Source organism: Streptomyces sp. NPDC046349 (assembly GCF_055587885.1).
On sequence record NZ_JBVJFK010000014.1, the window covers coordinates 124,307 to 136,588 of the forward strand.

A 12,282-nucleotide genomic window follows, 5' to 3' on the forward strand; every position below is an offset into this window, starting at 1 on the left:
TTTCGGGTGGTACGAACCCGAGGGGTGCGACGGGGGGTGTGCCGGTCACCTGCGCCGGCACAGGACCGACCACTGCCGGCGACGTGCAGCTCGTTCGACACGGCGGTTGAAATCAGTCCCGTCAGGAGGAGGGGCGGTGCCAGCGTTGTTGTTCACGCCTCCTCCGCCTGATCACGTACAAGTCGACCAGGGCCACGAGGGCAAGCAGGAAGCAGCAGACGGCGAGGGCCGTGTAGATGGTCGGCGGCGGGCCGGTGGCGGCGGTCGCTTCGCCTCCGAGGAGCAGCATGAGGACGCCGGTCAGCACGAAGATCGGCGCGAAGAGCAGAGAGAGCAGGCGGCGGAGCTTGAGATCGCTGCGGGCCCATAGCGGTTCGCTGCCGTCGTGCCGCCAGCGCACGGCGGCCGCGCGCGCCTGCCGATCGGCGGCGCGTCCGCTGCGGTAGTGCCGGTGTCGGTCATGGGATGCCATGGCAAATCGCCCTCCCGTGGTCGAAGGACTCGGATGCGCAGGGTCGGACGGACGGCGGGGGGCTGCCGCTGCGTCCGTCTCGGATCGTGTCGTCTGCCCAAGCCGGCACGGCTCACACCCGTGTGACGTCAGACGGCCGCAGGGCGCGCGGCGGGATGGGCGCCGTGGTCGGCGCGCGTACCCCGACTACAGCGTGAAGTGGAGGGTAGAAGCAGTCGACTGGAAGGGAGGGGCGGACTGGAGGAGGTGAGCCGCCGTGGCTCGTCCTGTATGGGCCGGGAATCTGTCGTTCGGGTTGGTCAGCCTGCCGGTGGGCCTCTACACGGCCACCGACAGCCACACGATCCGCTTCCACCAGCTGCAGCGCGGGACCTCCGACCGGATCCGCAACCGGAGGGTGAACGAGCGCACCGGTGAGGAGGTCGGGCTCTCCGACATCGTCAAGGGCTACGACGTCGGAGGCGAGTACGTCCTGGTGGAGCCGAAGGAACTCGACGAGATCGCCCCGGGCCGTTCGCAGACCCTGGAGATGGCCGGCTTCGTCGACCTGGACGAGGTCGAGCCGATCTTCTTCGACAAGACCTACTACCTCGGCCCGCGCGGCAAGGAGTACGAGAAGGTCTACAGCCTCCTGGAACAGGCTCTCGCCAGGACCGGCAAGGCGGGCATCGCGACGTTCGTGATGCGCCAGCACGAGTACCTGGTCGCGGTGAAGGCCGAAGACGGCCTGCTGACCCTGCACACCCTCCATTGGGCCGACGAGATCCGAAACCCCAAGGACGAGGTCGACGGCCTGCCGGGGAAGACCCGGGGCACCGCCAAGGAAGTGCAGATGGCCGAGCAGCTGATCGAGGCCCTGTCCATGAAGTGGGACCCCGAGCAGTTCCATGACACCTTCCAGGAGAAGGTTGCCGCCCTCATCGAGGCAAAGAAGGCGGGCGAGACGGTCGAGAAGGCCGAGCCGGCCTCCGAGCCCACCGGCGCCGTCGACCTCATGGAGGCCCTGCGCGCCAGCGTGGAGCGCGCCCGCAGCCCGAAGTCCACCGGCGGCAAGGCCACCGCCTCCGGCAAGGCCACCGCGAAGAAGGCCCCGGCGAAGAAGCGTGTCCGCTCGAAGCCCAAGGAAGACCTCAGCAGTCTGTCGAAGGCCGACCTCTACAAGAAGGCCGCCGCCGCCAACGTCTCGGGGCGTTCGCACATGACCCGCGACGACCTGGTGGAGGCGTTGTCTTCGGCATGAACGCGAAGGGCAGGTCCCCGGGATGACCCTGCGGGCGCCGGTGGCGCCGATGCTCGCCCAGGCCGTGGAGGCAGTGCCCGGACCCGGCGTGCTGGGCGAGCTGGCCTTCGAGCAGAAGTTCGACGGCTACCGTGCGCTGCTCTTCACACCCACTGCGGCGGGAGAGGGCCTGGTGCTGCAGACCCGGCGCGGGCGCCAGGTCCAGGACCGGTTCCCCGACCTCGTCTCCGCCGCCGAGCAGCTGCCGGACGGCCTGGTCCTCGACGGCGAACTCCTCACGTTGGACGCGGCCACGGGCCGGCTGTCCTTCGAGGGCCTGCAGCGCCGAACCGCCGCCCGCGGCGCCGCCGCGCGCCGCCTCGCAGCGGCCCTGCCCGCCTACTTCGTCGTCTTCGACGTCCTGCAGCAGGACGAGATCGAACTGCTGCACCACCCCTACCGGCAGCGCCGCCTTCGGCTGGAAGCCCTCTTCACGACGCTCCGGCTCACCGCTCCCTGGACGCTGGTCCCCATGACCACGGACCTGCTCAAGGCCGAGCAGTGGCTGGAATCCCGGACGCAGATCCCCGGTTTGGAAGGCCTCGTGGTCAAACCCGTGAACCAGCCCTACCGTCCCGGGCACAGGGGCTGGTACAAACTGCGCCGCCGGGACACCACCGAAGCGATCATCGGCGCGATCACCGGCACCCTGGTCCGGCCCCAGCTGCTCCTGCTGGGCCGCCGCGACCCCCACGGCATCCTCCTCCCCACCGGCCGCACCGCCCCGCTTCGCCCCGAAGCCGCCCGCCTGGTCGCGGAGAACCTCACCGCCGCGGACCAGACGCACCCCTGGACGGGGATGCGCTTCGCCTCGGCGTGGGGCAGCCGCGAAACGCTGGAGGTGACCCTGGTCCACCCCGACCTCGTCGCCGAGATCAGCGCCGACACCGCGATCGACCGAGGCGGCGTCCACCGCCACCCGGTGCGGTTCAAACGGCTGCGCCTGGACATGAGCCCCGAGGAAGCGCCCCTCTTCACGGCCACCGCCGCCGACAGCTGACGGGGCGGCTCGCCTGCGGTGCCGAACCGGCGGCGCCCCGAGAAGTGGGCCCCCCGCGCGTCCCACCCGAAGGTCACCGATTGCCGTGGAGCGATGCGGTGGAAGCGGGGCTGCCCCGGCCCCGAGATGCCGGTGCCTCGGCCATTCGGAGGAGCCGCGGCGGGGGAGGCGGTTCCTGCACCCGGGTCCAGCGCACCGGCCGCGCCCGACCGTGCGGCCGGGCGCGGTGCGGTACGGGGGCTCAGTGGTAGGCGTGGACGACGGCGTGGCCCTTGCCGCGGCCGATCATCCACTTGTTCACCGGAGTCGTGACCAGGAAGGCGACGGCGAAGCCGCCGAGCAGCGCTCCCCAGAACAGGCCGTCCGAGAGGTGGGCGTCCATGGCGCCCGGGGTGAGGGCGATGATGCCGTTGTCGACGAGCTCCATGACGGCGATCGAGACGGTGTCGGCGGCCAGGGCCACCTTGATCGCACTCTTCCAGTCCAGGCCGGCCCTGCGGACCGCGAACAGGGTGAAGGAGTAGCCGAAGACGAACGCCAGCGTGATCGCAAGGACCATCGTCTGGACGTTGCCCCACAGCAGGGCGGTGCCGATGACCATGCCGAGGATCTCGCCGATGGCGCATCCGGTCAGGCAGTGCAGCGTCGCCTTCGCCGCGGCCCCCCAGGTCACGCCGCCCGTCCGGCGCCCTGCGTGACCCGCGTGCGCCTGGTGCGCGGCGTGGTCGTGTGCGGTGGCTGTGTGGTGTGCGCTGTGATCCATGACCGTCATCTCCAATACCGTCAGTGTGACCCCGCCCCCGCGGGCTCACACCTCCACTGTATACCCCCCAGGGGTATCTGCAAGGGGCCCTTTTCTGCGGGAGGGCCGCACCGGCGGCGGAGGATCTGCAGTCGGGCTGCCGGAGGCAGGGGGCGAGGAGGTACCGCAGATCCGGGCCGCCCCCGACAGGGGCCGTCGCCGGATGGAGAGCCGAGGCCCGGGGTGCGCCAGACACCGAGCGGCGCCGACGGCAGCGGGCGGCCGGCTGTTCGCCCCGGCCGTGGACGGCAAGGTCTTTGCCCGTGTTGGGGCGGCTCCTGGAGCGAACAGCGCCCCCCGGGGGCGAGAGCGCCGCGCCGGAGCCGGTCGGCCCCGACCGGCTCCGCACCCGGACCCCCACACGCCGGCCGGGCCGCACGAACACCGGACCCAGACCCGCAGCCCGCAGCCCGCACGTCCCGATGACCCCTGCAGCGGATGGACCGGCCGGGGCCGCCGGGACTGGACCGAGTACCGCCGCACCCGCAGCCGCGAGCCGGTCCCGGGCTCAGCCGCCGAGGAGGACGGCCAGCAGCCGCCGCGTTGTCGCCTCGGCCTCGGCGCGGCCCTGGCCGGGGCTGCGCGTCATCAGCAGGTGGTGGGTCGTGCCGACGAGCGCGAGCGCGATGGCTTCTGCATCGCTGCCCGCCGGAATCCGGCCGGCCTGCTGTTCCGCCTGGAGGTAGGCGGTGACGGCCTGCTGGATCGCATCGAACGCCGGCGCCCCGGACCGGAAGCCCTCGCGGGTGCGCGACGCGGCCGCGGGGCGGGTCATCGCCAGCCCCACCACCGCAGGCGGCAGCGAGTCCAACAGGGCCAGGACGACCTCCTGGAGGTTCCCCGCGACCGCGGCCTGCCCCACTTCGGCCTGCAGGGCCTCGGCCCGGCGGGCGCTGCGCGCGAAGCGGTCCAGCACCAGCTCGGCGACGAACTCGTCCAGACCGGCGAAGTGCGTGTGCAGGACGCCCTTCGCGCAGTCCGCCTCCGCGGTGACCGCGCGGCTGGTCAGGGCCGCGGCGCCGTCGCGGGCCACCACCCGTTCCGCGGCCGCGAACAATCGCTCGCGCAAGTCCGGAATCGCCACTCCACGAGGTGACACAACAGCCCCTTCCCCTCGGCCGATTGCAAGTATGGGCGTTCGCCCATACTGTTTGGGCACTTGCCCATTCTAGGGGCCGGGGCGCCTCTCCGCGCCCCGGCGGAGGGAGTTCACCCATGGGGCACTTCGCCAACACCGCGCAGGCCGAGGTATGGAACGGATACGAGGGCGCGCAGTGGGCCCGCAGCCAGGAGCGCTGGGACGCCGTCAACGACGGCTTCAACCGGCCCCTGCTGGACGCCGCGGCCATCCTCGAGTCCGGTACCGTCCTGGACGTCGGCTGCGGAGCCGGCCGCACCACCCGCCTCGCGGCGCGGCGCGCCCCACGCGGCCGGGCGCTCGGCCTGGACCTGTCCGGGCCGATGCTGGGCAGGGCCCGGGAGAGCGCCGTACGCGAAGGGGTCCCGAACGTGGCCTTCGTGCAGGGCGACGCCCAGGTCCACCCCCTGGATGCCGAGGCGTTCGATGCGGTCATCAGTCGGTACGGCATGACCTTCTTCACCGACCCGGTCGCCGCGTTCGCCAACCTCCACCGTGCGCTGCGCCCCGGCGGCCGACTGGCCTTCATCTGCGCGGCCGAGGCAGAGGCCAACGAGTGGCTCGCCGCGCTGGCCTCGCTCGAGGACATCCTGCCGCTCGGCGGCTTCGGAAAGGCCGGCGGCCCCGGAATGTTCTCCCTGACCGATCCCGGCCGCATCCGCGACCTGCTCACCGCGGGCGGGTTCCACGAAGTGGACGTGCAGCGAGTCGAGGCGTCGGGAAAGTGGGGCGCCGACGCGGCGGACGCCGCGGCTTTCCTGCTGGACTCGGGCCCCGGACGTCATCTGCTCGACCAGGTGCCCCTGCCCGAGCAGGACGCGGCGCGTCAGGCGCTGAAGGCCGCCCTGCAGCGCCACGAGGCGGATGGCGGGGTGTGGCTGCGCAGCAGTTCCTGGCTGGTCACCGCCGTCCGCGGCGGCGCCGAGCGGAGCTGAACCGCCGCCCTGCCCGGCCCGTCGGCCGCGCTCGGTGTCGTCCATGCCATGGCCTCGAGTGATCGTCTGCTCGATGATCCCGAACGCCCGGGGATCCGTCTGCTGCTGCGGACGTCGTTCGGTCCGGCCTCGGCGGAAGTATCACGGCGAGGGGGTGACGCGGCCTCGGGTGCACCGCCGGAGTCCATGGCCGGGGAGTCCGCCGGCGGGGCCACTCCTTGCGCGCCGAAAGGACGGCCGTCGGCCGCCGGTGTTCGCGGCTTCCGGTGCCCGTCGCCGCGAGCCACGACATGAAGGCCGCCGGCGGCGTCACCTGGACGGCGCGGATGGTTGCAGACACCTCCGTGCCACGCCCGGACCCTCGTCCGCCTGCAACTGCAGGGTGGACTCCCCTAACGTCGGAGTGCGCGGCACACGTTCGGCGCGCCTCGGCTGACGAGTCGTCACCGCCTCCGACAGGCAGTCGGCATGGCAAGGAGCGGGCAGGACGGGGGCATCGGTACCGCCGGCGGCCGCATGGGGGAAACGGGAACAGCAAGGATCGACAGCCAAGCCGGGCTCTTCTGACCTGAAGAAACGCTGCGCAGGGAACCACCTGTCAACCCACCGGGAGATACGCGTGAGAATGCTGATCAACAGTCCCCAGACCGTGGTCGCCGATGCCCTGCGCGGGCTGGCGGCCGCCCACCCGGACCTGGACGTGGATCCGGAGGCCCGGGTCGTCGTGCGGAAGGGCGCGCGCGAGGGCGGGCGGGTCGGCCTGGTGTCCGGCGGCGGATCCGGTCACGAGCCCCTGCACGCCGGCTTCGTCGGTCCCGGGATGCTGTCCGCCGCCTGTCCCGGCGAGGTGTTCACCTCGCCCGTGCCCGACCAGGTCGTGCGGGCGGCCAAGGCCGTGGACTCCGGCCGGGGGGTGCTGTTCATCGTCAAGAACTACACCGGCGACGTACTGAACTTCGACATGGCCGCCGAACTCGCCGAGGAGGACGGCATCCGGGTGGAACGGGTGCTCGTCGACGACGACGTGGCCGTCACCGACAGCCTCTACACCGCCGGCCGGCGCGGCACCGGAGCCACCCTCTTCGTCGAGAAGATCGCCGGGGCCGCCGCCGAGGAGGGCGCCCCGCTGGAGCACGTCGCGGCGGTGGCCAAGCGGGTCAACGATGCCTCCCGCAGCTTCGGTGTGGCCCTCAGCGCCTGCACCACGCCCGCAAAGGGCAGCCCCACCTTCGACCTGCCGGACGGCGAACTCGAGCTCGGCATCGGGATCCACGGCGAGCCCGGCCGCGAGCGGCGCCCGATGATGTCCGCCCGCGAGATCGCGGAGTTCGCGGTCGGCGCCGTACTGGGCGACCTGGCGGACGCGGCCCCGGCGGACGGTCCGGTCCTGGCCCTGGTGAACGGGATGGGCGCGACGCCGCTGCTGGAGCTGTACGGGTTCCACGCGGAGGTGGCGCGGGTGCTCGCGGACCGCGGCGTGCCGGTGGCGCGGGCCCTTGTCGGGAACTACGTCACGTCACTGGACATGGCGGGGTGCTCGGTGACCCTGTGCCGGGCCGACAAGGAACTCCTGCGTCTGTGGGACGCTCCGGTGCAGACCCCGGCCCTGCGCTGGGGCTGCTGAGCGGCCTCTAGTCAGTGTCCTGACGGTAGGCGATGTGGCCGCCCAGTGCGCCGGTGACGGCCACCGCTGCCAGCCCCGCCCATGCCCACATCCTGCCCTTCATCGGGCGTCCGCCCAGGCGTGCCGCGAGGGAGACGGCGTAGCAGCTGACGGCCACAGCGTTGGAGGCGGCGTGGGCGAGGCCGACCCGGGCCTGCGCGGGCGGCTGATCGGCCCAGTCCGCCCAGCCGGCGATTGCGGCGGGGGCCACACCCGCCAGGCCGACCGCCGTCAGGGTCGTGGCCGCACGGCGCTCGCCCGGCACGGCGTCCAGCACGGCGGCGGAGAGCCAGCATCCGATGGGCACCTGGACGAGGACGGGGTGGAGGGGATGGCCCAGCGGCCTCCCCTTCAGCAGGTCCCGCACGCCCCCCAACGGGAGCGAGCGGATCCCCTGCTGAAGGACTCGGATCGCAGGGTCGGCCGCTGTGGTCCGTTCGATACGGCGCAGGGCGGTCAGCCACCATCCGGAAGCGGCGTGCAGGGCGGGGGCGACCTTCGCGGGGTCGAGGGTTTTCGTGTTCATGGAAGGCGCCTACCCGGCTTTGGGCCTCCGCCCCACGTCGGTGTCGGCCGAGAGAGTGGACGGGCTCCGTACCGGCCGACGGCGACCGATGCGGCGACCGATGCCGATTCGCGCCCGGCCGTCCGCCGCGCAGCGGGTGGTGGAGCCCTCGAACGTCACGTTCGGCCTGCCCGTGACGTTGGCGCCTCCCGATATGACTGATCCACCCATGCGAGTGGATCATCCGCCCGCCCGTGCCAGGCAGCCCGCGCCCCCTCTATATACAGGGAATGTCGCTTGCTCCACCGTTTGACTGATGGGTCGTCATACCATGCTGAAGGTCGCTCTGCGAGTCCTCGCCGCCTCGTTCCTGCTCTCCGCCGCCCTCACCCCGTCCGCCGCAGCCGCACCCGCGGCGGAGGACGAGACCACCGCCCCCTGTGGACCGGTCGTCGAATACCGTGCCATCGACTGGTGGCGCACCACCACGATTCCGCAGATCGCCCGCGGGGTCGCGGCCACGGCATCCAGCGAGCGCTGGCAGTGGCGCAACGACGTCAACACCCTGTGGCGCGGCGACACCCGGGAGACCGTCGAGGACATCTTCCGGACCGGCTTCACCCCCCGCGGCGACCAGCTCACCCCGTTGGCGGAGTACATCGTCAAGGGAGGGGGTCAGCTCAGCGCCCACCTCAGCACCAGCTGCGACGTATCGGTGGCGAAGAGGTTCGCCACGTACGGGGCGGAGCAGACCGGCTGGGTGTACGAGATCCACGCGCCCGGCGGCATCGACGTGAACGCGACGGCGCGGGTGAACAACTACCAGTCGCCGTACCTGTGGAACAAGGAAATCGACTTCCCCGGCGGCATCGAGGGCAACTTCATCAAGGGCGCGTGCAAGTACCGGCTGACCGGCACCGACCCCGTCACCAACGAAAAGACCTGGGAACAGCTCGGCTGCAAGGAGAACGCCGGCTTCGCGCCCTACAAGTCCGAACCGGCCAAGTACACCCTGGCGCGCTGAACCCGCCCCCAACCCGTCGCGCCGCGACGGCGCCACCGGAGCACAGGAGGCCCGCGAGAGGGGGCCTCCTGTCATGGACGTGAAGCTGCCGCGCGGGACGGCGGGCATTGCTCGGGCCTGACCGGCTCGGCGCCGTCACCGAGTTCGGCCGCCCTGGACGCGCACCGCTCGGCGATGTTCCACCGGGAGCGCCTGGCCATGACCGGGACCAGGCACCGAGCACGAGCACCGGCCGGAGGTCGAGACGCGGTCCCACGACACCCGGGCGGCGATCACCAGGCATCCGTCTTCCTCATCGCCGCGGCCGCCTCGCTGCTGAGCCCGGACAGCCACTGACCGCCTGGGTCCCTCACGTCACCGTCGGCCCGGCCGTCGGGAACCGTCGGTCGTGGCCGCCTCTGCTCGCCTACGGCGACCTCGTCGACTTCTGCACGCCGGTCACGCCGACCGGTGACACGCAGCGCCCGCGGGTGCAGAATCGAGCATGCGGCACCGGGCGGGGCCCGGTCCGGGGGCGGGGGTGCAGCGGTGGGCCGGGCATGGCGTTGGGGAGTGACCCTGCTGGTGGCAGGATTCCTGCTGTGGTACGCCTCCTACTACACGACGGTCGTGGTCTGGGAGCTGCGCAAGCTCCTCGCGTGGTTCGCCCTGCCCCTGCTGGCCGTGGCGGGGTGCGTCGCGACCGGGCTGATGGTGCGGCAGATCCGGCGGCGCACGGGGCGGTCCCTCGGCGGGGCGAACACGACCGCTGTGCTGGCGTGGCTCGGCGGCGTCCTCGGACTGGCGCTCGCCGTCGGCTGGCTGGTCTACGGGGCCTACCTCCAGGACCGCGCGTACATGGCCACCGCGCAGATCGTGGCCGACCCGGTCCCCACCCTCTCCGCCCGCTCCCCGTACCTGGTCGGCAAGGCACAGGCCGCCCCCCACCTCGGCGATGTCACCGGCGAGATCGCCGATATCACCTACCTGCCCGACTCCGACCGCTTCGGCACTCTCGTCGAGCGGCGCGGCTGGCTCGCCGGGTACGAGGTGGGCCTGATGCAGGAGGTTCCGCTGGGCGGCAGCGGCCGGAGCCAGGAGCGCTGTCCCTTCGACGTGGAGAAGGCCGACGCCCGCATCAGCGGCTGGTTCAGCCACAACCTCGGCCGGAAGATCTCTGCTGTGCAGCGGTGGGTCCGCTTCGAGGCCGACGACGCCTACGTGACCTGCTCGAGCGGCACGCCCGTCGTGGTGGTCCCCCTCAAGCGCCAGACCGGCCTGCTCGTCGTGACCGAACGCCCCGCCGGCGTGGCCCTCTACGACGGCAGGAGCGGGAAGCTGACGGTCACCACCGACACGTCCGCGGTCCCCGGCCCTTCCTACCCGTTGAGTCTTGCCGCCCGCCAGCGGGAAGGCACAGCGGCGGTGGGCAGCTTCAGCGATTGGTGGTTCGAGCGCAGCGGCTGGGACGCGTCCGAAGACGGAGCCAACGAGGGCAACGAGTCCGAGTTCACGCTGCGGTACGGCGGCGCTGCCGCGGGCGCCGCGGGCAGTGCGTACGTCACCCCCCTCACCCCCCAGGGCGAGGCCGGCTCGGTGGTGGCCGTCTCCCGGGTGCCCACCCGCCACCAGGGCGGCACGCTCGCGCCGATGACCGTCCACCGCCTCGATCCGGCCTGGTCGTCGCCGAAGGCGCTCGTAGCGCTCATCAAGGCCGAGTACCGGGACGTCTGCTGCTACAACGACGACCGGGTGTTCGAGGTCGTCCCCACGGGGGGCAGCACGTGGACGGCCACCATAGGCAGCGAGCAGAACATCCGCTACCGCGTGGAGGGCAGGGGACCGATCGAAGGACGTGAAGCCACCTGCCTCAAGGCCGCCGACGGAGCCCTCATCCGGTGCGAGTACGCGGCGCCCGGCTCGCCCGAGGACCAGGAGCTCAAACGCAGGGAGGAGCAGAAGCAGCAGGACGAAGCCGCGAAGGGGGCGGGAGGATCCGGGGGTGCGCCGGGCGATCTCAAGGACCTGACGGATGAGCAGCTGTCTGATCTCCAGCGCCGTTTGGGCGACGAGTTTCTCCGCCGCCTGAAGAGCAGTCGAGACTGACCCGACCGTCCCCTCGGGCACGTCCTGCCGAATCCTCGACGGGTTGCGCCGCGAATGCGGTCGCGACCAGCCGGTATGCGCATCACGCAGAGCTGACCTGCGACATCTGCGCTTGTCGCAGCCCCCGCCGGGCACCAATGTGTCGGGCATGACCTCAACGCACCCTCAGGACACGGGCCGGACCCTCGTGCACGGCTCAGCCGGTATGGCCGACACCTCCGCCGTACCCGATTCCGTGCCCGATTCCGTGCTCGAACCGCTGCGCTCCTATGTCCTCGGTCACGCCACGGGCGACCCCGCTCGTTTCCGGGACGCGTTCCTGCCCACTGCCCACATCGAGGGAGTCCGGGACGGCGCATTCTCCTCGTGGTCCCTGGACGAGTACTGCGCTCTCTTCCGGGGCCGGCCGGCTCTCGACGAGCCGACGCGGTCCCGCCGGATCGACGCCGTCGATGTCCACGGCACCGTCGCGACCGCGACGATGACGCTTTCTCACGGCGTGGACACGTTCACCGACATCTTCTTGCTGGTACTCGTCGACGACGGATGGCGCATCGCCAACAAGGCCTATCACCGGTATTCGTAATTTCTTAGCACTAGCAGCCAACAATTCTCCCGGCTCCTGTCCGGCGGACTACAAAGGATCGCATCGGACCGAATCCGACCTCCGATGAGGGTAAGGAGCCCGTCGGTGGTCGGAATGATGGCGAAGGTGGTGAGCGTATGCGTGAGTCCAGCCCAAGCGATTGCGGTCGGACCACTTGCGACAAGTCCGGTTCCTGGACCTCTCCCCTGGCAGGCCGGCCATGCTGATGCCCATCCTGTTCTCCCCGGCGCAGGCCTCTGCCCACGAGTACCGCTCCCTGACGTCAACCATTCGCGCGAAAGCGGAAGACGCCCAGGGATTCTTCGGCGGAGCCGGGCGCAGAGAGGGGGAGATGCCACACCTTCCCCTCCACATCAAACTCCGGGGTCTGTTCATCGAGCTCTTCATCGAGCTCCGTCCGCGCAACACGAGCCTGCGTATCGCAGGGTTCCGGAGCCTCGTCGAGAACGGCCGGACTCCTCCGGAGGCTTCCTTGCACCGCGTGCGGGACGCGGTGGCGCCGCACGGCGTCGACCGGACGGAAACCCTGCCGTTCGGTGGGAACCGCGCCGACCTCGAGACGGCCGCCGCGGTCCGGCGCGCCGGGATCATGCTGGGGCGCCGGCACCTGAGCCTCGCCGTCATCCGGCTGCACCGCAACGACGATCCGCGGAGCACTGCTTACGGAATGCTCGTGCTTTCGGAAATGCTCTGCGAGGCCGCCCGGTACCCGGCCCTGGCCGATGCGATGTCACGCCTTTGGACGACTGGAGGACGGCTCTAGGCACCGGAC

Annotated in this window: 11 protein-coding genes and 1 pseudogene; 8 read left to right on the forward strand and 4 right to left on the reverse strand. The window is 71.4% G+C overall.

Annotated features, from left to right (window positions below):
- Positions 1–121 precede the first annotated feature (121 nt).
- Positions 122–472 carry a DUF6343 family protein gene (locus ACZ6JS_RS29650; protein WP_469302433.1) on the reverse strand — a complete coding sequence of 117 codons (351 nt, stop codon included), beginning with the start codon at positions 470–472 and terminating at the stop codon, positions 122–124.
- 256 nt (positions 473–728) lie between these two features.
- On the opposite strand from ACZ6JS_RS29650, the gene ku reads away from it, so the two are divergent.
- Together ku and ACZ6JS_RS29660 are read left to right on the forward strand one after the other, a co-directional pair.
- A complete protein-coding gene (gene ku / locus ACZ6JS_RS29655) occupies positions 729–1,712 on the forward strand; it encodes a non-homologous end joining protein Ku (RefSeq protein WP_469302434.1) in 984 nt (327 codons plus the stop codon).
- A 22-nt stretch (positions 1,713–1,734) separates the two neighbouring features.
- Positions 1,735–2,751 carry an ATP-dependent DNA ligase gene (locus tag ACZ6JS_RS29660; RefSeq protein ID WP_469302436.1) on the forward strand — a complete coding sequence of 339 codons (1,017 nt, stop codon included), beginning with the start codon at positions 1,735–1,737 and terminating at the stop codon, positions 2,749–2,751.
- Between the two features lie 241 nt (positions 2,752–2,992).
- Here the strand turns inward: ACZ6JS_RS29660 and ACZ6JS_RS29665 are convergent, their stop codons facing one another.
- Positions 2,993–3,514 (reverse strand): DUF4396 domain-containing protein, encoded by a 522-nt coding sequence (locus ACZ6JS_RS29665; RefSeq protein WP_469302438.1) that lies wholly within the window; start codon positions 3,512–3,514, stop codon positions 2,993–2,995.
- A gap of 547 nt (positions 3,515–4,061) precedes the next feature.
- Positions 4,062–4,652 carry a TetR family transcriptional regulator gene (locus ACZ6JS_RS29670; protein ID WP_469302440.1) on the reverse strand — a complete coding sequence of 197 codons (591 nt, stop codon included), beginning with the start codon at positions 4,650–4,652 and terminating at the stop codon, positions 4,062–4,064.
- 116 nt (positions 4,653–4,768) lie between these two features.
- Between ACZ6JS_RS29670 and ACZ6JS_RS29675 the strand changes: the two genes are divergently transcribed.
- Both ACZ6JS_RS29675 and dhaK read left to right on the forward strand, forming a co-directional pair.
- Complete coding sequence (locus ACZ6JS_RS29675; RefSeq protein WP_469302442.1) at positions 4,769–5,626, forward strand: class I SAM-dependent methyltransferase; 858 nt, start codon at positions 4,769–4,771, stop codon at positions 5,624–5,626.
- 619 nt (positions 5,627–6,245) lie between these two features.
- On the forward strand, positions 6,246–7,250 hold the full coding sequence (dhaK, locus tag ACZ6JS_RS29680; RefSeq protein ID WP_469302444.1) for a dihydroxyacetone kinase subunit DhaK: 1,005 nt from the start codon (positions 6,246–6,248) through the stop codon (positions 7,248–7,250).
- A gap of 7 nt (positions 7,251–7,257) precedes the next feature.
- Here the strand turns inward: dhaK and ACZ6JS_RS29685 are convergent, their stop codons facing one another.
- Positions 7,258–7,815, reverse strand: a complete 558-nt coding sequence (locus ACZ6JS_RS29685; protein WP_469302445.1) for a DUF2231 domain-containing protein — start codon at positions 7,813–7,815, stop codon at positions 7,258–7,260.
- A gap of 295 nt (positions 7,816–8,110) precedes the next feature.
- Between ACZ6JS_RS29685 and ACZ6JS_RS29690 the strand changes: the two genes are divergently transcribed.
- The 4 genes and pseudogenes from ACZ6JS_RS29690 (at position 8,111) to ACZ6JS_RS29705 (ending at position 12,273) form a co-directional block, all read left to right on the forward strand.
- Entirely contained in the window at positions 8,111–8,818 is a 708-nt protein-coding gene (locus ACZ6JS_RS29690) for a scabin-related ADP-ribosyltransferase (RefSeq protein ID WP_469302447.1), read from the forward strand.
- Between the two features lie 564 nt (positions 8,819–9,382).
- Positions 9,383–10,903: a hypothetical protein gene (locus tag ACZ6JS_RS29695; RefSeq protein WP_469302448.1), complete on the forward strand. Its 1,521-nt coding sequence runs from the start codon at positions 9,383–9,385 to the stop codon at positions 10,901–10,903.
- Positions 10,904–11,144: 241 nt separating this feature from the next.
- A pseudogene (locus ACZ6JS_RS29700) lies at positions 11,145–11,489 on the forward strand (nuclear transport factor 2 family protein); the annotation flags it as partial.
- Positions 11,490–11,709: 220 nt separating this feature from the next.
- Entirely contained in the window at positions 11,710–12,273 is a 564-nt protein-coding gene (locus tag ACZ6JS_RS29705) for a ribosome-inactivating family protein (RefSeq protein WP_469302450.1), read from the forward strand.
- Positions 12,274–12,282 lie beyond the last annotated feature (9 nt).